The sequence below is a fragment of the Deltaproteobacteria bacterium genome (assembly GCA_016931625.1).
Lineage (GTDB): Bacteria > Myxococcota > XYA12-FULL-58-9 > XYA12-FULL-58-9 > JAFGEK01 > JAFGEK01.
The window spans coordinates 40,683-59,749 of the sequence record JAFGEK010000026.1; the positions used below are offsets into that span (position 1 = coordinate 40,683).

General features: G+C 39.9%; 20 protein-coding genes. 7 read left to right on the forward strand and 13 right to left on the reverse strand.

What is annotated here, in order from left to right; genetic code table 11:
- Window positions 1-22: 22 nt before the first annotated feature.
- The 5 genes from JW841_02215 to JW841_02235 all read right to left on the reverse strand — a co-directional run bounded on the left by JW841_02215 (window position 23) and on the right by JW841_02235 (window position 3,858).
- On the reverse strand, window positions 23-1,408 hold the full coding sequence (locus tag JW841_02215) for a hypothetical protein (GenBank protein MBN1959736.1): 1,386 nt from the start codon (window positions 1,406-1,408) through the stop codon (window positions 23-25).
- A gap of 113 nt (window positions 1,409-1,521) precedes the next feature.
- Entirely contained in the window at window positions 1,522-2,142 is a 621-nt protein-coding gene (locus JW841_02220) for a DTW domain-containing protein (protein MBN1959737.1), read from the reverse strand.
- The gene (locus tag JW841_02225) at window positions 2,139-2,630 is read right to left on the reverse strand and encodes a biopolymer transporter ExbD (GenBank protein MBN1959738.1); all 492 of its coding nucleotides are present in this window, start codon (window positions 2,628-2,630) and stop codon (window positions 2,139-2,141) included. Before JW841_02225 ends, JW841_02220 begins: the two co-directional genes overlap by 4 nt.
- A 19-nt stretch (window positions 2,631-2,649) precedes the next feature.
- Window positions 2,650-3,216, reverse strand: a complete 567-nt coding sequence (locus JW841_02230; GenBank protein MBN1959739.1) for a biopolymer transporter ExbD — start codon at window positions 3,214-3,216, stop codon at window positions 2,650-2,652.
- 9 nt (window positions 3,217-3,225) lie between these two features.
- The gene (locus JW841_02235; protein MBN1959740.1) at window positions 3,226-3,858 is read right to left on the reverse strand and encodes a MotA/TolQ/ExbB proton channel family protein; all 633 of its coding nucleotides are present in this window, start codon (window positions 3,856-3,858) and stop codon (window positions 3,226-3,228) included.
- 116 nt (window positions 3,859-3,974) lie between these two features.
- Here JW841_02235 and JW841_02240 point away from each other — a divergent pair, with 116 nt between their 5' ends.
- Complete coding sequence (locus tag JW841_02240; protein MBN1959741.1) at window positions 3,975-4,127, forward strand: hypothetical protein; 153 nt, start codon at window positions 3,975-3,977, stop codon at window positions 4,125-4,127.
- Complete coding sequence (locus JW841_02245) at window positions 4,105-5,007, forward strand: ABC-F family ATP-binding cassette domain-containing protein (protein ID MBN1959742.1); 903 nt, start codon at window positions 4,105-4,107, stop codon at window positions 5,005-5,007. The genes JW841_02240 and JW841_02245 overlap by 23 nt, the downstream gene beginning before the upstream one ends.
- Here JW841_02245 and JW841_02250 read toward each other — a convergent pair.
- A complete protein-coding gene (locus JW841_02250) occupies window positions 4,994-5,263 on the reverse strand; it encodes a HigA family addiction module antidote protein (protein ID MBN1959743.1) in 270 nt (89 codons plus the stop codon). The two genes, JW841_02245 and JW841_02250, sit on opposite strands and share 14 nt — an antisense overlap.
- A gap of 12 nt (window positions 5,264-5,275) precedes the next feature.
- On the reverse strand, window positions 5,276-5,566 hold the full coding sequence (locus JW841_02255; GenBank protein ID MBN1959744.1) for a type II toxin-antitoxin system RelE/ParE family toxin: 291 nt from the start codon (window positions 5,564-5,566) through the stop codon (window positions 5,276-5,278).
- Window positions 5,567-5,657: 91 nt separating this feature from the next.
- Here JW841_02255 and JW841_02260 point away from each other — a divergent pair, with 91 nt between their 5' ends.
- Complete coding sequence (locus JW841_02260; GenBank protein MBN1959745.1) at window positions 5,658-6,746, forward strand: beta-lactamase family protein; 1,089 nt, start codon at window positions 5,658-5,660, stop codon at window positions 6,744-6,746.
- Between the two features lie 114 nt (window positions 6,747-6,860).
- Window positions 6,861-9,269 carry an EAL domain-containing protein gene (locus JW841_02265; protein MBN1959746.1) on the forward strand — a complete coding sequence of 803 codons (2,409 nt, stop codon included), beginning with the start codon at window positions 6,861-6,863 and terminating at the stop codon, window positions 9,267-9,269.
- A 413-nt stretch (window positions 9,270-9,682) separates the two neighbouring features.
- On the opposite strand, the gene JW841_02270 is transcribed toward JW841_02265, so the two are convergent.
- The 4 genes from JW841_02270 to JW841_02285 are packed head-to-tail and all read right to left on the reverse strand — an operon-like array spanning window position 9,683 to window position 14,426.
- Window positions 9,683-11,110 carry a DUF4340 domain-containing protein gene (locus JW841_02270; protein ID MBN1959747.1) on the reverse strand — a complete coding sequence of 476 codons (1,428 nt, stop codon included), beginning with the start codon at window positions 11,108-11,110 and terminating at the stop codon, window positions 9,683-9,685.
- Window positions 11,111-11,135: 25 nt separating this feature from the next.
- Entirely contained in the window at window positions 11,136-12,845 is a 1,710-nt protein-coding gene (locus tag JW841_02275) for a GldG family protein (GenBank protein MBN1959748.1), read from the reverse strand.
- Window positions 12,846-12,904: 59 nt separating this feature from the next.
- A complete protein-coding gene (locus JW841_02280) occupies window positions 12,905-13,693 on the reverse strand; it encodes an ABC transporter permease subunit (protein MBN1959749.1) in 789 nt (262 codons plus the stop codon).
- Window positions 13,694-13,700: 7 nt separating this feature from the next.
- Entirely contained in the window at window positions 13,701-14,426 is a 726-nt protein-coding gene (locus JW841_02285; protein ID MBN1959750.1) for an ATP-binding cassette domain-containing protein, read from the reverse strand.
- Window positions 14,427-14,730: 304 nt separating this feature from the next.
- On the opposite strand from JW841_02285, the gene JW841_02290 reads away from it, so the two are divergent.
- Window positions 14,731-16,158, forward strand: a complete 1,428-nt coding sequence (locus tag JW841_02290) for a cation diffusion facilitator family transporter (protein MBN1959751.1) — start codon at window positions 14,731-14,733, stop codon at window positions 16,156-16,158.
- 21 nt (window positions 16,159-16,179) lie between these two features.
- Here the strand turns inward: JW841_02290 and ribF are convergent, their stop codons facing one another.
- Entirely contained in the window at window positions 16,180-17,100 is a 921-nt protein-coding gene (gene ribF, locus JW841_02295; GenBank protein MBN1959752.1) for a riboflavin biosynthesis protein RibF, read from the reverse strand.
- A gap of 47 nt (window positions 17,101-17,147) precedes the next feature.
- On the opposite strand from ribF, the gene JW841_02300 reads away from it, so the two are divergent.
- A complete protein-coding gene (locus tag JW841_02300) occupies window positions 17,148-17,435 on the forward strand; it encodes a hypothetical protein (GenBank protein MBN1959753.1) in 288 nt (95 codons plus the stop codon).
- Between the two features lie 190 nt (window positions 17,436-17,625).
- A complete protein-coding gene (locus tag JW841_02305; protein MBN1959754.1) occupies window positions 17,626-18,819 on the forward strand; it encodes an ATP-binding protein in 1,194 nt (397 codons plus the stop codon).
- Between the two features lie 71 nt (window positions 18,820-18,890).
- Here JW841_02305 and JW841_02310 read toward each other — a convergent pair whose 3' ends face one another.
- Window positions 18,891-19,067, reverse strand: coding sequence for an ATP-binding protein (locus JW841_02310; GenBank protein ID MBN1959755.1), 177 nt, complete (start codon window positions 19,065-19,067; stop codon window positions 18,891-18,893).

Here is a 19,067-nt window from a genome sequence, read left to right on the forward strand (position 1 = left end):
GAGTAGATTTCAAGGAAAAATTTTAGGCACGTGGTGGATTATGAGCTGCTTGTGAACTAGCAACATCACAATTTGATTCTTCAGGATAAAAGACATTGGCAAAATATTTTTGCACATCAGCAATAGGTATGCTGAAGATACCGTCATTGGTGCCATCAAAATTGCTGCCATGAACTTCTTCGCCATCTACATACGAAACACCAGGCTCGTACATACCCCAAGGATTACGTAAAGTAACCATCAATTCGCCAGTGTCAGGGTCTTCATAGGTACCAAGCACGGTATAGGCATGACCACCAGGGATGCCAGGAGCGATATCTTCAACGTCACCACGGCCAGTATTATTACTAACTAAAGCAATACAATCGCCACCCCTAATATCAGCGCGACCAAGAATGTCAGCGAGTTCATCGGTATCCATGTTTTCAGGTACGTCCCAATTTTGCACTTTACCGGTGATCGCGAAATAAGCATCATGAACATAACCGCCATCACCTACGCCGTCACCATTTACATCTTCACCTTCTAAGCGGACATAACCTTCATCAGCACTGCCACTTTCACTCAGAAATACACCATAAGCTTTTTCATAAACGGCGACCCAAATTTCGTATTTATTATTTTCATCAAAATCATTGCTTTGGGCATAAAGTTCCCAACCATTTTCGTTGCGTAGAAACTGGTCGTTTACCGTAACCGTGCGTGGTCGTACTTCACCCTCATCATCAAGTTCGTAAAAAGTAACATCAAATAATTGTTCGCCGGTTACAGGGTCGGTGTAGGCTTTAATATTTCTTTCAAGTATTTCAGGGTCTTGAGTAGCTACACCACTTAATGCTGATAAGAAATAACAGTCACCAACTTCGCCTTGTATGGTATCAGCAAAATTGGCACCGTTTTCATCAAAAAGCTCTGTATCTATTATAGAGTTATCGGCTTCGTATAATATACCGCTGTATTCGGAATATTTGCTAGTTGGGGTAGTAGCATCAACATCGTTATCAGTATTAGTATTATCAGGAATATCAGTGTTATATTGATCGTTAGCATTTTTTACAATAGTAGCGATCATTTGAATGGTGAAGCTGGCCAAAATTGTAGAAATAGCCTTCCAGATAGCAATAGTTTCAGCATCATATTTACCAATTAAATTGTCAGCAAAATCATCGGCGGCAGGATTAAGGGTATAGGTATCAGCAGCAGAAGATTTGTGAGGCTGAGCGGCCATTGCCGCATAAGTACTTAATGCTGCCGTAGGCTGATATTTATCAAGAGCTTTTGCAGGGCTTGATGAACTGCTTTTGACATATGAGGTTTGTGATTCTGTGTTTACTTGCGTATTATTATCTGGGGTCTGAGTGTTTATTTGGTTATTTAATAAGCCAGAGCGGTCATTGATAGCGGTCATAATATCTCCTGCACATGTGACAGAATACTATAATACATACACAGATGTATCCCAATTAGGCTATAGCAGCATAAAAAAGTTAACCATCGCCGGTTTGCCAGTTCTTAAAAAAATCATTTGAAGTGATCGCTGCTGTGCTGATCGCGGTAGCGCTGCAGCAGCGTACGAAAAACACGTTTAAGCTTTTTATCAATAATTTCAGGCTCACCAAGCGCGTAAAGAGCCGCACCAGCAGCTTCAATAGTCGAAATATATTGCTTACGGGGCTCAGTGCGCACAGCACCATAAATTGAGGGTTCTTTGGGTGATAGGGTTAAACGCGGCGATTTTAATAGCCAAGGATTACGCCACCAAAGACTTTTAGCTTGTGACCAAGTACCATCCAGCAAAATTATGCCGCGAATTTTGCTTGGCGAAACGGTTTTGCCACTACGGTTACTTAGCTCATAGTTTGTGTCAGGTGAAAACTGAACATTTGGTCGCGGGAAAACAACGGCCCAATGCGAAGCTTCGGTATTTTTACCCCAAGCTTTGCTTAAAGAAGGCCACGATAAACCAACTTTAAGTACGCATTTAGGCAACATCATGGCTAATAGTTTAGCGCTGCCTAATTCAATATCTTGTTCGCGCGGATGTTGTAGAACAAGTACGTTATGTTTGGTGGATATCGCCTCTATACGATCACAGACACAGATATCTTCTGGTCGTAAACACTGTGAACAAGATTCTGTCATTCCATTAGTGCTGCCATGCGAAAGCGAGGATATCCCGCTTCGGCGCTAGTAAGCAAGACACGTCTCACTAGCGTGTAGGGAATAGATTTATCGCAAAGAACCATTAGTACATCTTCATCTTCTTGATTAGCAGCTTTTCTGCTGCTAGCCACCTTTCTGCCCTTAACCGCAACCAATTTGCGATATAGCGGTTCAATACGGCCAGTACCAGAAGCGTCTTTGCCCAGACGGCCATTTTTAATGGTCATCACTACTTCTTTATCAACCCGTAATTCTCGTTGGCCAATGGCAACATTGGTGGCTTTTTTTGGAGGTAGTTCTGCTTTTGAAGTAGGAAGCTGTACCCCACCTTCATTTTCGATAGCAGTCTGTTGTGCTGCCAAACCAAACATTAAGAAGAATAACAAGTTGGTTAAAACGTCAAGCATTGCCGTTAAGTTGACGTTAACCTCGTACTCGCTTCCGCCTTCTCCACCACCACCGGCCATGTTTGCTCCTTTATTATACTTACTTCACTTTTTCAGAAGCTGGTGTTGACGAGAGTACCACTTCATCAAACAGCATAATTTTACGACCATCAGGTAAGCGTTGCTCTCGTGCGGCATCCATAATTTTTACAACCTTTTCGAATCTAAAACCGTCGTCAGGCACTAGGATCATTGTACGCGATTCTGGATATTTTTCTTTAATTCGTTTTAAGGCGGCGGTGAAATTTTCATAGTCATACTCATCACCTTTTACCCCAAAGCGACTACTATATTCCTTTAGTTTGCTCGGGTCGATATTGGGGCTGTCACACTTAAGGGTAAGTCCAGTAGCATCGGCGCGTACTGTGATATTAACTTTTTCTTCTTCAGGTATAGGTGCTGCAAAAGAGGTATCGCCACGAGTAGGTATGGTCGTAGGTAAAACCGCAATAAGCGTTGAACCAAAAGCAGCCAGCAAGAAGAAAAGAATATTAGACATAACGTCCATTAAGGGCGTGAGGTTTAGATAAACTTCGTAGCTAGTGGCAGATTCTTTACCAAAAGCGCCGCCTAAAGGTGAACGATGACCACCGCCGCCAAAAGACATGTTGTTTTCCTATCTGCGTCGGTCTGCGTTATCATCGCGATGCCACAAAATAGCATCAATGACGCTTGCGGTTGATTGTTCCATAAATGCCAAAGTATTGTTGGTTTTGTTAATGAGCAGCAGATAAAACACGATGGCCATAGTAGCTACTGATAGACCAAAAAAAGTGTTGTAGAACGCGATAGCAATACCTTGTGATAAAATCGCTTGTCGCGTTGCCGCGTTTTCGCTACCAGCGCCTTGGAACGCAATAATCAGACCATGGATAGTACCGATTAGACCGAAGAGAGTGGCTAAGTTAGAAAGCTGTGGCAAAAACACTGTACCAGCTTTAATTTTTGGTATCTCTTCAAGAGCTACGGCTTCGACACCACGGCGAATTTCTTTTTCAGAGCGATCTGAGCGTGAAAAAGCTGCTGCCAAAATTCGCGACAGTGGGCTAGGCGAAGAGTTGCAAAGTTGCAATGCTTTACCAAAAGAGCGTTGTTCAGCATAAGCAACCGTCTCTTTTAGCAAAGATTTGCGGGATGAACTACGCCCCCACAAAAATACGAAACGCCAAAGGGCGATAGACACACAGATAAGCGACACCGAAAGTGTCGCAAACATGAAGGGGCCACCAGCAAGAAGAAGACTTATCATCAGAGATGTTCCTCAAGTCATAGTAAGATAGAAATTTTCACCGCGCTTAGGCGCTCTGTCAACCTAGATTTTAGTTAGTTGGCTCTGATAGTCAAAAACCTTGGAGTTAAGTACAAATGCTCGATATACAAAATTTAGCTAAAACCTTTGGTGGACAAAAGCTTTTTTCAGATTTGAATTTTCATATTAGCCCCAAAGCACGTATCGGTTTAGTGGGGCCAAATGGGGCTTTAAAAAACTACGCTGTTGCGCATCATTATCGGGCATGAAACTAGCGATGAAGGTGATTTTATAAAGCAAAAATGCTTACAAATCGGCTACTTACCTCAGAGTGGGTTGCGTACAAATGATACTTTGGTGCTAACCTATGTAATGCATGCCTGCCCTGATTTAATTCAACTTGCTAAGGAGCTTGAGGCATCAACTGCACGTTTAGCAGAGGCGAAAAGTGATGTTATTGCTTTAGCAGAAGATCATGTAGAAATTTTAGAGAACTATCAGAAAAATGAGGCCTATGCCCTTGAAGGTAGGGCGCGTGAAATTCTTAGTGGTCTTGGGATTAATGAAAATTTGCTGCAAAAACCGCTAAGTGAGTTATCAGGTGGTTTAAGTATGCGGGTTGAGTTAGCCCGGTTATTGTTAGCAAAACCGCAACTATTGCTATTAGATGAGCCAACCAACCACCTTGATATGGCTAGTTTAAATTGGCTTGAAAATTTTTTAGTTGATTATTCTGGTGCTTGGTTAGTTGTTAGTCACGATCGTTATTTTTTAAATCGTATGGTTACTAGCATTGCTGAGCTCAACGAAAACGGTATTCTCAGTTTTACTGGAAATTACGATGATTATTTAGATGCTCGTGATGCTTTAGCTAATCGTCTTGCTACAGAGCAGGCAAGTATGGCTAAGCGCATGGGGCAGTTGCAGACATTTATCGATCGCTTTGGTGCAAAAGCCACCAAAGCTCGGCAAGCGCAAAGTAGGGCTAAGCAAGCTGCAAAATTGGCTCAAAGTATGGCTGCTAGCAAACAAAGTATGCCAAATGTGCAAAAGTCGAAACGCAGCATGAATATGGCGTTGCCGCAACCACCACGATCTGGCGAAACAGTCGTTTGGCTAAAAAAGGACTTTTATGCTACGCTACCTTAGTTCTGCGAGCCAGCGCTTTGTTTAAATCATAAGTTGCTTGCAGATTCATCCATAGTTTAGGTGTTGTTCCCAGGACTTCAGCTAAGTCTAAAGCGGATTCAACAGTAATTCCTCGTTTGCCATTAATTAATTCATTAAGTCGTGCACGAGTCCATCCAAGTTTTTTGGCAAATTCGATTTGCGTTAGGCCCATTGGCTGTAAAAATTCTTCGAGTAATATTTCACCAGGATGAAATGGGTTAGTTGGTTCACGCATGTCAGCTCCTTTCTAATGATAGTCAATAACGGCAACATTGTAAGCATCGCCATCTTGCCAACGAAAAACAAGCCGCCACTGATCATGGAGTTGTATTGAGTAAAAACCTTTAAATTTACCTTTAAGTAATTCAAGTCGATTACCTGGTGGTATGCGTAGGTCATTGATAGAGGCAGCATCATGCAAGAACAAAAGTTTTCGTCTAGCAGTTTTGTAGAGATCTTTGGGGAAATGCTTAACCTCTTTTGAAATTTTGTCATCATATAAATCCTCAGCGAGCTTATTGCCGAAGTTTTTTATCATCATAGTATGATATTATCATACTATGATAATTTTTTCAATAACAAATATTCATTATGTTTTTAATGTTAGAAATAGATTAGTATTACTTTAAATAATGCATACCTTAGCTCCAATTTTGGCAATACTTGATGCTGGTGTACACGAGGGTGTAGCGCCAGCAATGAACGTGGCAATTTTAGTTCATGGAAAACTTATACATCAAAGTTGGCATGGCCAGGCAGCTCTATTTCCAGCACCGCGAAAACTTAGCAAACATGATTTATTCGATGTAGCTTCATTAACTAAAGTATTATGCACTACGACGTTAGCAGCTTTACTTGTAGATAATGGGGCACTAAAACTAGAAAGTTGCGTGACTTCTTATTTTGCACAAGCTACGCATTTACAAAATGTTACTGTTCGTCATTTGTTATCTCATACCAGTGGTCTGGCTGCTTATAAGCCCTATTACGAGTTGGTGCTAGCTCAACCTATTGATGGTTATGAAAAAATACATAAAGCAGTTCTAAGTGAAAATTTAGAAGCGACTCCCGGAGAACGTGTTTTATATAGTGATATAGGTTTCATAATTTTAGGTTTTATCATAGAAAAAATTACGGGTGAAAGTTTGGACGTAAGTTTTGCAAAGCTGATCGCACAACCGTTACAACTTAAGAGAACCTTTTTTATTCGGGAAGGTTCAATAAATTATACAAAATATAGTTATGTTGCCACCGAACAGTGTGAACATCGCAAAGAAGTAAATTGTGGATCAGTGAATGATGATAATGCCTGGGCATTAGATGGGGTAGCAGGTCACGCTGGATTATTCTCTGATGCTTACGATGTGGTTCAAATAGGGCAAAGCTGGCTTAATGCTTTGCAGGGAAAATCAAGTATACTAAAACGAAATACTGCTAGCTTATTTGCTAAACGTGATAACTTACCAGGTAGTACTAGAGCATTAGGATGGGATACACCAAGTCTTACAAAAAGTTCAATTGGTAATTATCTTGGCCGCGGTTTACGTGGTGCTATTGGACATCTTGGCTTTACTGGAACTTCATTATGGATCGATATTGATAATGAAATAATTTGCGTTTTGCTTACTAATCGGGTGCATCCTTTTTGTGATAATCAAATGATTAAAGAATTTAGAATAAAATTTCATGATGCAATAGCAGAAGTACTCAACGTGTAAAAAAAGGGCAGCAAAACTTTATGGGCAATTAGTGAATTTAGCTAACAGTACAGATTTCTGTTAAACTAAACAGGCTTAATTATTACATACAAAACAAAAGTAGAGCCCAACAAAATGATTTTTGAACTACTTGATTTAAGCAATTATTCGTTGGGTTTTTTATCTTTGCAAACGTTATTTACCTCAATAATTGTTTCAATTTTGGGTATTATTGCACTTATTCATGAGCGTTTTTCGCGTATTGGTATGGTATTTTTTGGTATAACTCAAAGTATAGCTTTATGGTTGTTTGCGTATAGCTGGATCTATAGTTCACCGAATATTCAATTTGCTTCAGCCTGGGCAAAAGTTGGACATTTTGGTATAGTAATGATTTCTCCAGCATGCTACCATTTTGCCACACTAGTTAATAATAAAGTAAAAAGGCGATTTCGAGATGTCCCGGTGGTATGGCTTGTTTCATTCGTGCCTTTAATATTTTTATTTTTTACCGATATTTTTGAGAGATCGATACAAAGCACGCAATGGGGCTACTACCCGTTTTATGAGGCGGAAGTATATATATTTTTAGTATATTTTTTAGGCATCAATTTTTTAGCTACGCGTCGTTTATGGCAAAGTTATCGTAATGCTATTGAAGAGGGTGTTAATTTAACACGAATAAAAATTTTATTAGTTGCTTTCTGTATTGGTTATCTAGCAAGTTTTGATTTTGCACTGGCCTTTGGTTTTTCTCTTTATCCTTTTGGTTATATAGCAATAATGATATTTATTCTTTTATGTACTTTTGTAGTTTTACGATATCGCTTTGTCGATATAACCCCAGCGTTTGCGGCTTTACCTATTTTACGAACCATGCGTGAAGCTCTGCTAGTGCTGGATAGAGATTTAATAGTTAGAGTGGTTAATCCAGCGGCATGTAATCTTTTTGGTATAAAAAAGTCGGCGTTATTAGGTAGGCGGGTTGACCATACTATAATTAATAGTCCACCATTTAATGAGAATTTAAACGCTTTGATTCGTTATAGTTCGTTGCATCATTATGAAATCGAATATTGTCATACACCAGGAGATCAGCGAATACTGAGTGTTTCGAATACGATAATGAATGACTCATCGGGGAAACCACAAGCAGTTGTTTGTGTTGCAAGAGATATTACCGAGTATAAACGTTCAGAAGAGCGCATACGGTTTTTAGCATATTATGATAGTTTAACGGGTCTACCGAATCGTACTTTTTGTTCTGAATTATTAAGTCGTTCATTAGAAAGAGCAAAACGTTATAGTCATACGATGGCCCTTTTGTTTGTTGATCTCGATAATTTTAAGCGAATCAATGATACATTGGGGCATGAAATCGGGGATCAATTATTAAAAGTAGTAGCGCAAAATATTGGCGCTTGTATCCGTGGATCAGATCATTTTGCCAGAGCTGGCAAACGTAGATATGAGAACATAGTATCACGACTTGGTGGTGATGAATTTATTATTTTGCTAAGTGAAATAAGGCAACCTAGCGACAGTCACATAGTAGCGCAGCGAATACTAGATATATTTACTAAATCAATTAACATAGCTGGTAATGAATTATTTATCACTGCAAGTATTGGAATCGCTTTATTTCCAATAGACAGTATTGATGTTGACAGTCTATTGCGTAATGCTGATGCGGCAATGTATCACGCTAAGACTCGAGGAAAGAATAATTATCAATTTTATAATGAAACGATGAATGCCTCAGCACATGAGCGTCTTAAACTTGAACATCAGTTGCATAAAGCAATCGAAAGAAATGAATTTTCAGTAAGTTATCAGCCTGTGGCAACAGTTAATGATGTTAGCTTTGTTGGTTGCGAAGCTCTTATACGTTGGAATCATCCAGAACATGGTGAGCTATTACCTGATGAATTTATTCAGCTTGCTGAGGAATGCGGGTTAATATTACCAATTGGTGAATGGATGATTACAGCTGTTTGTATGCAACAGCGAATATGGCGTAATGCTGGTTTGAAACCGGTACGTGTGGCAGTAAACTTATCTAGTCGTCAACTTGAGCACCCTGACATGGTAGAAATAATTACTGATCTTCTTAGCAAATATGATTTAGATGTTGAGTGGCTTGAATTTGAAATTACTGAAAGTGCAGTGATGTATAATTCAAGCAAAGCCCTAGAAACACTTGAAAGGCTTAACAAAATGAAAATAAAGTTAAACTTAGATGACTTTGGAACAGGCTATTCGTCTCTTGCCTATGTTAGACGAATTCCATTTAATGTAATAAAAATTGATCGTTCTTTAATAAATAATATGTTAGTAGATCACGAAGATGCGACTATTACTGCAGCTATAATAGCAATGGCTCATAGTCTTAAACTAAAAATTATCGCTGAGGGTGTAACTAATGAACAAGAACTTATCGAACTGCGCAAATTGGGATGTGATGAATTTCAGGGATTTATGTATAGTAAGCCATTAAAAATAGCTGAATTTACTACGTTTTTAAAAGAGCGACAGATCTGTTAGATTTAAAAATATTAAACCAATAAATTTATAGCCAATATGGCGAAGGCGGTTCAAGTCCGACTACTGAAATTGCTGTGCAAGAATACATTGAAAGTTTATCAAAATAAATTTTATTTTTGTAAGTAGTTTGTAAGTTAGTGTTATGGTAGAAGAGAGTATGCATAAGCAGCTCTTTAACTCGACTAATATTGCTGGTATCGATTTTCGTAATCGAATTATTCGTTTTATTTCTTTAAGCCGTCCACTAATTCGCGAACCTGGTTTAATGGCAAATTTGCTAAATGCTAAGCAGACAGCATCACAATGTAATTCATGCTCATATTGCGCCTTTGCCTATGAAATAGAACCGTTGCGTTGCAGCTATGGTAAGCTTCATAATAACAGAGTAATTACAGAGTATTTAGGGACACTCCCTATTGTTTTTCTTTATAAGTTTTTGGGTCAAGTGAAATTTCGGTACTGAAACTAGCCTCTATTAAATCAATCCGGTTACTGTCAGCGCGCATGACATATTGCTGTGCATTTTCAGTTTTGCCAAAAACCATTGCATCTACAATAGTACCATTTTTAGCTTTAAGATTAATGCGTAAAGCTGGTCGCGCTAGGTCATATTTTTTAATATCGGTTTGAGTGGCTTTATCTGTAACTACTTTGGTAGCTTTTAAACTCCACAAACGATAAAGCAAATCAGTTAGCGTCGCATCTTGTACTTTGGCTTTTTCAGGTAGAATCATATTCCAATCATCAATGCCGTTCTTATCGCTACGTAAAAAGGTAAGCGTTTTATCAGCACTAATTAATTCAAGAGTCTGTACTTGAGAACGAGTGAAATTGAGCACTCGTAAATCACGTAATGTACTTGCTTCAACTAATAATTTTTCAAATACGGTAGTACCATTAATTTCTAAGATTGGATTATCCCCGCTAATCATCGCATAATACTTAGTGTCGTCTTTATTTTTAACTTCTGAAAATAGCAATTGCTTGGGGAAACCGTGATTTAGTGAAAGCGTCACTGCAAGTTTTGGCTTATCAAGACCGGTTAGCTTTAATTTTTCTGGCGTTGCTTGTTCAGCAATGAATGTTGTTGCAGTCACATTAGCCAACTCAGTTAAGATGCCAGATATTGTTTCATTATCAGCAATTGCGTTAAGTGGCTGCAGCATTCGCCAGTTATTAGTATCAACTTGCTCACAAATATATTTAGTTTTATCGAGTTCAGTTACCGTTATTTTTTTAATATCGTTTTTATTAAAAGTTAGCAGTTTTTTATTACGTAATTTGAAAAGGTCTTGGTCAAGTTGATATTCAAGTGTACTTGCCACCATAAATATTTTTTCACTGCCGGTACGTTCAACGTATAGTGAGTCATCAAACGAATTTTTAATACCAACTAAAAGAGTTTCTTGCTTCCCTTGCGTATCGCTAAGCTTTACGCGAAATCGCGGTGAATTAAGACCAAAAATGTTGCGGTCACCCACAACACCTTTGTTGTTGGTTAAACTATTTTTTTTATTTTTATTTTCCAGAGATAATAGTTCATTAATAATGGAAGTAATGGTTTTATTATCAGCCTTGGTTTTAAGTGGTGTAATTAAAGACCAGTAGTTATTGCCATCCGCAGTTTTTTCGTGAACTAAATTAAAATTACCATTATGGTTAGTTAGTGAAATTTCTTTAATAGAGTTAGAATCTTTAAAGGAAAAAACTTTAGCCGCAGCATTTAATGCTTGTTCTTGTTGTTCGCTATTACTGGTTTGCCAAAAGGCAATCACGATTGCACCGCCACCGAGTATTAAAGTTACAAGTAGCCCCAAAAGCCTTTTTTGCATGAGGGTCATGGCTATTTTGCCTCTTTTCAATTAACTAGCGTTTACGACGGGTTAACACGATACCTAAACCAAAGGCGACTACCAAAACAGGGAAAATATCAAGAGAGAAAAATTTTATTTGCGCCATTTGCTCGCCAGTAAGAAATAGTTGGCTGGCTGCTCGGGATTTTGGTCTGATAGCGATACGGCTTTGTTCTTGGGCCAACCAATGAATCATGTTAATCGCTAAATCACGATTACCTTGAACATTTAAATATTTGTTATTGATCCATTCACTATCACCAACAACTATGAGATGACTTTCATCGCTACGCTTTTTAGCGGTCTCACTGTCACTGATGGTTTTTGTTGCTGTGATAAACACCGATAATGGGGCTTGAAAATCTTTGTCGTCAAATTCAGCCGCGCCACCAACCAATTTTGTTTCACCCCAAGCTGATTCACCAGCCTCTAGTAAAGCGTTAGCTTGTAAACCTTCAATGCCATCACCACTGACCGCCAATGAACGTGTAGTCATAAATACTGCTGGGGCGGTTAAATCTTTAACAATGATATGAGTTTCTTGTGATTGAGTTGGTTGAATTAAAGGAGCGGCGGCGCCAAAGCCAAGCAATCGATTGACCGGATTGGGATCAACAACGATGTCATTATGCGCTTCAATATGCCATTGTTTTAAAAGGCCCAAAAGTCCCGCATCAGTATCAGGTTCTAATAAAACAACCATACGCCCACCCTGATTGAGATACGCTTCAAGAGCCGCAATTTCTGGTGGCAATAAAGGTGATCGCGTAGCTGCTACTACAAGTACAGGGACATTTTCTGGGATGGTAAGTATATCTTGGTTTTCTTCATTAGTAGTTTGAGCTTGTTTTAAATCTTTAGCTTTAAGTTTATCGCCTTTTGCCGCTTCGCGAGCTCGTAGCAGTGAAATTTTTTCGACTCCATAACCTTCAGCTTTTAGAGCATCAGCATAACCTTTATAGCCTTCTTGCGCATCGGCAGTATCAATATCAGGTTCGCCATGACCGGTTAAAAAATAAATGGTCTTGGCTGTTTGCTCAGCAACTTTAATAATAGCGTTGGTTAATTCTTCTTCACTAGTGTCTTTGGCACGAGCCTCTTGTGAGCCATCCGTAATGACAATCCGCGGACCGCGCTCAGTAATTTGATACTGCTGAATTAAATCAGGACGACTTTGTGGATCAATCATTTCAAAAGTAAGCTTGTCGCTGGCATTTTGATATCGGCGCAGGGTGTCTTGGGTGCTTAAAAAGTTTGGTTCATTACTATTTATAAAAGCATAAATCGTAACTGTAGATTTCAAGCGCTCTAATACACCAGTAGTTTGTGGTGAAAGGGTATATAAACCTTCTTCGGTAAAATCGAATTGTTTTGGATTTTTAAATGCAACGTAGTTGATAACCCCAACAACTAATAAAGCAACAATTATAGCGGCGCTACTCATTAGTAATAAAGGCGTTGAGCGTGATCCAAAAAAACGTCGCCAAAAACGAGGATTAACTGCAAGATAAATTATCAGTGAGGCAACCCCAAGACCTATTTTACCCCATAGCAATACCCCACTCTCACCAGTTAAAAACCAAGTTATGGGGGCACTAGCAAGCAGCACAATACCAAAAGCGCCGGTGAAACGTGCTACTGACAAAAAGCCAGAGGTTTGCTGGGTAGTCTGGGTAGTATTGTTAGTTTTTTTTTCTGTCGTTGTTTGTGACGAAGTGCTCATTTAAGTTACTCCGATATTCACTAAATGCCTTCTTAATAACTAGCTAACGATTAAGATGTTTAACGCCAACGTTGTGCTTCGACGACGCGATAAGTAAGAAACAACCCAACAAAAGCGAGCGAAGCATAATAGACAATGCCGGTTACTTTTACGACGCCTTTAATAAAATCTTCAAGATGATTAGTTATTGAGATGTATTCAAAGAAACCTTGCCAAAAGCCTTCTTTGCCACGTGAGGCATAGCCAATTACAAAAAACATTAACAATAATGAAAACGAAGTAATAGCAGCTACAATTTGTGAAGAAGTTAAGGCGCTCGCTAGTAAGCCAATGGCAATAAAGCTTGCCCCTAAGCAGAACATACCAACGTAACCTATAATTACGGTTTTGAAGTCAAGAGGGCTTTGCCCAGCAGCAGCCCCACCATATACATGTAATAATAGTGGAAAAATGAAAGTAAGTGCGAGCATTATAGTCATTATAGTTATGGCTGCGAGATATTTTCCTAAGACTATTTCAGCCGGTCTGACTGGTACGGTCATTAGTAGTTCAAGAGTATTACTTTTACGTTCTTCAGCAAATAAACGCATGGTTAGTAAAGGCAATAAAAATAAAAAGAACACTGAGATGTTACGTAAGATATTACCCATTACGACATCAGTGAGGTTAAGTTGCTGCTGCATCCATGGCTGTTGTGCAGCTTGCATATAGATTTGCTGATATTGTTCAACTAGCGTAGTGAAAAAGAACGCGGTCATCAGCAAAAAGAAGCCGAACAAAGCGTAGCTAACCCAAGTAGTCAGATAAACGCGGATATCTTTACCGGCTATAGTTAAAATATTACGCATATGAGCTCTATGCCTCCGTAAGTTGCAGAAACACCTGCTCTAATGATGCTGCTTCACTGTCATGACGATGTTTGGCGACCAGATCATCGAGTTTGTCATCAGCTACAATGGTACCGTGATTAATAATGATGACACGGTCACAGGTGGCAGCTACTTCTTGCAAAATATGGGTTGAAAGTAACACCGTATGATTACCCGCTAAGCTTTTTACTAAAGAGCGTACTTCACCAATTTGCCGCGGGTCTAAACCAACAGTCGGTTCATCAAGAATCAGCACCTCGGGGTCGCCAAGTAATGCTTGGGCTAAGCCAACCCGCTGACGAAAACCTTTTGACAAAGGAGCAATTAAGGTATGTCGCTCATCGCCAAGCTTGGTTATTTCAACAACGCGCTCAATTTCGCTTTGTAACTTTTTACTGCGCAAACCCTTTAGTTTACCAACAAAGCGTAAATACTCATTAACGGTTAAATCCAGATAAACCGGCGGTTGCTCAGGTAGGTAACCAATGCGACGACGTACTTGCATCGGCTCATCTAGTACATTAAAATCCGCAACTTTGGCTATGCCAGATGTTGCTGGCATAAAACCGGTGAGGATTTTCATAGTTGTGGTTTTACCTGCGCCATTAGGCCCTAAAAAGCCAACTATTTCACCTTTGTTTACTTTGAAAGTAAGCGAATCAACCGCAGTGAGGCTGCGATAGCTTTTGCATAGGCCAACAGTCTCAATCATAACTCCTCCAAATGTACCCCTATAAAAGCGCTAAGCTTTTAATGCGATGACAACCCACGATGTCAAGCGTGTATTTTTAAAAATAGCTAATTTGTTGGGTGAAAATTGTTAAAGGTTTTTAAGCCTTTTTAATCAGACTGGTTTTGGTGGTAATTTATATAATCTTCGTGGTTTGATTTATTAAATTTTTCAGAATATCTATGGTTAATGTACATTACTAGGTTCCGATGCATAAACTTTGTTATGAATATAGGCATTTTTTCTGCTAAATAAAGATTAAATTAAAATTTATTTACTGGACAGAATGAAACAAAAAATTAACGATCCAGCACAAAATGCAGCCCGCGAAAAACGTTTTGTGGCATTAACTTCAGTAATTGCAGCGGTAGTGCTTACGGCAGTAAAAATTATTGTCGGCATTAACACTGGCAGCTTGGGTATTCTCTCAGAAGCTGCTCACTCTGCCATCGATTTAGTTGCAGCATTAGTAACTTTTTGGGCGGTGCATGCCGCTTGCAAACCCGCTGACCGCGAGCATACCTATGGTCATGGCAAAATTGAAAATATCTCGGCTTTATTTGAAACTTTATTGCTTATTGCGACTTGTGTTTGGATCTGCATCGAAGCCATCGAACGCTTGGCCTATAATCCAGTGCACGTTGACCCCAGCATATGGGCTTTTGCGATTATGGTCGGCTCTATTATTATTGATTTCTCACGATCACGCGCGCTAGCACGGGTTGCCAAAAAATATCAAAGCCAAGCTCTTGAAGCCGATGCTTTGCATTTCTCCACAGATATCTGGTCATCCGCCGTAGTTATTATCGGCTTAGTGTTTGTACGTCTTGGTGATGCCCTGGGTATACCTTGGCTTGGGCAAGCTGACGCCGTCGCTGCCTTAGTTGTTGCCGGTATTGTGGTGTGGGTAAGTTTGCGTCTTGGCAAACGTTCGCTTGACGATTTGCTCGATGCGGTACCGTCACATATGCAAGAACTAGCGATGCAAGCCGCCGCCTTAGTTGAAGGTGTGCGCTCGGTTACTCAAGCTCGACTGCGACGTAGTGGACCTCAAGTATTTGTTGATCTCACTTTAGCAGTAAAGCGTGATTTTGCATTTGAACGCGCTCATGAAATTGGAGATGCGGCAGCCATCGCGGTAAGCAAAGCCATACCCGGTGCTGATGTGGTGGTGCATGTTGAGCCAATTCAAAGTGTAGATGAAAATCTTACCACCATTACGCGGTTAATTGCCGCGCGCTATGGTTTAGGCGCTCACGCAATTAGTATTGAGACTCACCAAAACGGTGAGTCAATTGAAGTGCACCTTGAAGTTGATGAAAATCTCACCCTTTTACAAGCACACTGTCGCGCCAGTGATTTTGAGCATGCTTTAAAGAGTGCAGCTCCAAAGTTAATTGAAATTACCACCCATATCGAACCGACCGGGGTTCATTCGGCAGTACGTAATGGTGAGCCGATAGAAAACCAAGAAGTATTAGTTTTAATTGAAAAGTTAAAATCTAGCGTAGCCTTGCCATTTTCGGTGCATCATTTGCGTATTCGTAGTGTACAAAATGAAATTGATATTTCGTTTCATTGTACTATAGACGGTCAAACACCTATTACCGAAGCTCACTCATTAACCGAACAAATCGAGAATAGTCTACGTGAACAGTTACCCAATGTCGGTCATGTGCTTATTCACGTTGAGCCACCGGGACGCTGTGGATAATTTGAAGAACAAAAAACGTTATTACCCTAAAACCCGTCGCGCCTGTTCAATGTCACTTTTTATCTGCGCTTTTAGAGCGGTTACATCAGAAAAATTTATTTCGCTACGCAGGCGATCAATAAGCTCAATGGTCATTGCGGTACCATATAGCGGCCCGCCTTGGTATTCAGGAAAATGGGCTTCGATTTTTAATTGGTCGCCACCAAAAGTGGGGGTGGTACCAATATTAACTACCGCTTCAAACAAGCCAATATCGCAAATTGCACGGCCAGCGTAGACACCCGATGACGGTATTAGCTCATAGTGAGTATCTAAATTGGCCGTCGGAAAACCTAAACCTGTACCACGTTGTGCTCCTCGTAAAATCACACCGGCAAGCGTAAACGGTCGACCCAGCAACATGGCTGCCCCACGTACGGTGCCCGACCATAAATATTCACGAATTTTGCTTGAACTAACGGTTATGTTATTAACCATATGAGTAGCTATTGAATGCACGCTATAGCCAAAAACATTACCCCACTCAAACAGTTTTTGTACATCACCGCTTTGTTTATTGCCAAATGTGAATTTATTGCCGACAACAACATGTTTGGCCTTGACTTTGGTTGCCAAGGTGCGTGCGAAGGAATTGGCGCTTTGTCGGGCAAACTCATCAGTAAAGGGCTCAATTAAGGTGGTGCCAATTCCCATTGCCTCAAGTCTAGCTAAACGTACAGATAGTGGTTCAATTAACTTAGGCGCATTGGCAGGTTGAGTTATTTTTAAAGGATGCGGATCAAAAGTATAGACTAAGCTAGGCAACCCGGTAGCGGCTGCAATAGCTTGAACTTTATGTAGTAAAGCCTGATGACCCAAATGAACACTGTCAAAAACCCCAATGCCAACTACGTAAGAGTCACCACCGAGGTCGTAATTATAACTGCCACGCAAAACTCGCATCTTGGTTTACTTTACTAGCGTTAACTTGACTTGCTGCCAAGTGGGATATGCTACTTAACGCGGTGTGGTTATATAGTACCGTAAACATCGTTAATATTGAAATTAACACAGAACAGACAGCGCAAATACATGTTTGTCGCGATGCTGATTTGTTGGGTCGCTATTGGGGACGGGTGTTTACGGTTAAGTCGGTTGATGAGTTGCTACACGAATTCATGCAGCTGGCAGAACATAATATTACAGAGAGTTATTGTCGTCTGGCGCCGAATGGTTGGCTGCTGACAGCGTTACTTATGCAATTAGGTCAGCATTTTTTGAATCAACACCTAAGATAAATAATACGAAATTGTTGCTATCAATTTTAGTGTTAAAACGAAAATATTGCTTATTTCTGATGTATAGCCAAATAAGCCAGTAATATTATTAATTTAACAGTATCTGACATTTATTTAACGGGATACGGGGATGAAAGCACTGTATGAACAACTATCTTGACTATTGGCAAATATGAAGCATACTTCATAAATGCCAACTGATTGGTTTTATAGAACTTTTGAGCAATATTGGAATGACAACCCACCTGAAGCACTACGTCTTTTTCCAGTTTGGTTGCTGCTTGGTCCAAGGCAAGTAGGAAAAAGTTCGCTTTTAAAACGCTGTGGTGCCAAACGCCAATATATTAATTTAGATGATTTAGCTACACGCACTCGTGCTAATGCCGACCCTATTCTGTTTGCTCGTGAACTTCAGCCACCTTTAATAATTGACGAAATTCAATATGCTCCAGCGTTGTTATCGCCAATTAAACAAATCGCGGACGCAACTAATACCCCAGGTGCGGTGTGGTTAACTGGCTCACAAAGCTTTGAAGTGATGCTTAACGTACGAGAAAGTCTCGCTGGTCGTGTCGCCATTATGAATTTATTTGGGCTTTCAGATAATGAAAAGCTGCTTGGCGATGAGCAACATGAACCAGCGGCATACTTTGAAGCTATGTTGCGTACTGGGTTTCCCAAACTATGGCCTAGTCGTGATTTGCAAACTCGCGACTTATATCTATCTAGCTATGCACAAACTTATATTGAACGTGACGTTAGAGAATTAATGCAGATTGATCGTCGCCGCGAATTTGAAACGTTTTTGCGGTTATGCGCTTTACGCACAGGCGCAATTGTAAATTATGATGAATTAGCACGTGATACGGGTGTATCATCAGCCACTATAAAAAGTTGGTTAAGTGTTCTTGAAGACAGTTTTCTTATTCGCTTATTGCAACCTGAATATGATAACCGCAGTAAGCGACTCATAAAACATCCAAAGTTATACTTTCTTGATATTGGGCTTGCAGCATATTTAGGTGGTTATAAAAATGCGGAAACCTTACGCTTAGGTCCGCAAGCTGGTGCTGCTTTTGAAACTCATGTTCTGTCAGAAATTTATAAATATTTTAAACATAATATACTAGAAGTTGATATCCGTTTTTGGCGAACGCGCGACGGGCATGAAATAGATTTTATCGTAGAAGCCGCTGGTAACAAACTACCTATTGAGGTCAAGCTAGGTATGCCACGTATACAATCACTACCAGCTTTGCCTAAAAATATTGCCAGCAATTGGCAACCGGCACAAATAGTATCACTAGCAATTACCCAACGTCAGCAATTATCAGATGATTGGTTGATAACCCCCCCTTGGAAGCTGAATTTAACAGCCCAATAGCGTACCTGTTAATTGTGCTTAGCATCGTTATTAGGGGCACCGTTATTAGGTTATAGGGGTTATAGGGGAGGTTATAGGGGACACTTTCTTAAAAGATTCCTAGTTTTGTCGACTCCAGAAGGTCCAACAAAGACACAGTTAGTCTTATCTTTGATAAAGTTTAAAGTAGCCGCTTGCATAACAATTTCGCGGTCAATCGTTTTAGGATAATCAAAGTCGTAATTATCCAAACTAGTAAGAGGAAATAT

What these genes read in the sequence shown, in the direction of transcription:
- JW841_02215 (MBN1959736.1), bottom strand. Translation starts at nt 1,408, where the DNA reads ATGACCGCTATCAATGACCGCTCTGGCTTATTAAATAACCAAATAAAC.
- JW841_02220 (MBN1959737.1), bottom strand. Translation starts at nt 2,142, where the DNA reads ATGACAGAATCTTGTTCACAGTGTTTACGACCAGAAGATATCTGTGTC.
- JW841_02225 (MBN1959738.1), bottom strand. Translation starts at nt 2,630, where the DNA reads ATGGCCGGTGGTGGTGGAGAAGGCGGAAGCGAGTACGAGGTTAACGTC.
- JW841_02230 (MBN1959739.1), bottom strand. Translation starts at nt 3,216, where the DNA reads ATGTCTTTTGGCGGCGGTGGTCATCGTTCACCTTTAGGCGGCGCTTTT.
- JW841_02235 (MBN1959740.1), bottom strand. Translation starts at nt 3,858, where the DNA reads ATGATAAGTCTTCTTCTTGCTGGTGGCCCCTTCATGTTTGCGACACTT.
- JW841_02240 (MBN1959741.1), top strand. Translation starts at nt 3,975, where the DNA reads ATGCTCGATATACAAAATTTAGCTAAAACCTTTGGTGGACAAAAGCTT.
- JW841_02250 (MBN1959743.1), bottom strand. Translation starts at nt 5,263, where the DNA reads ATGCGTGAACCAACTAACCCATTTCATCCTGGTGAAATATTACTCGAA.
- JW841_02255 (MBN1959744.1), bottom strand. Translation starts at nt 5,566, where the DNA reads ATGATAAAAAACTTCGGCAATAAGCTCGCTGAGGATTTATATGATGAC.
- JW841_02265 (MBN1959746.1), top strand. Translation starts at nt 6,861, where the DNA reads ATGATTTTTGAACTACTTGATTTAAGCAATTATTCGTTGGGTTTTTTA.
- JW841_02270 (MBN1959747.1), bottom strand. Translation starts at nt 11,110, where the DNA reads ATGACCCTCATGCAAAAAAGGCTTTTGGGGCTACTTGTAACTTTAATA.
- JW841_02275 (MBN1959748.1), bottom strand. Translation starts at nt 12,845, where the DNA reads ATGAGCACTTCGTCACAAACAACGACAGAAAAAAAAACTAACAATACT.
- JW841_02280 (MBN1959749.1), bottom strand. Translation starts at nt 13,693, where the DNA reads ATGCGTAATATTTTAACTATAGCCGGTAAAGATATCCGCGTTTATCTG.
- JW841_02285 (MBN1959750.1), bottom strand. Translation starts at nt 14,426, where the DNA reads ATGATTGAGACTGTTGGCCTATGCAAAAGCTATCGCAGCCTCACTGCG.
- JW841_02290 (MBN1959751.1), top strand. Translation starts at nt 14,731, where the DNA reads ATGAAACAAAAAATTAACGATCCAGCACAAAATGCAGCCCGCGAAAAA.
- ribF (MBN1959752.1), bottom strand. Translation starts at nt 17,100, where the DNA reads ATGCGAGTTTTGCGTGGCAGTTATAATTACGACCTCGGTGGTGACTCT.
- JW841_02300 (MBN1959753.1), top strand. Translation starts at nt 17,148, where the DNA reads ATGCTACTTAACGCGGTGTGGTTATATAGTACCGTAAACATCGTTAAT.
- JW841_02305 (MBN1959754.1), top strand. Translation starts at nt 17,626, where the DNA reads ATGCCAACTGATTGGTTTTATAGAACTTTTGAGCAATATTGGAATGAC.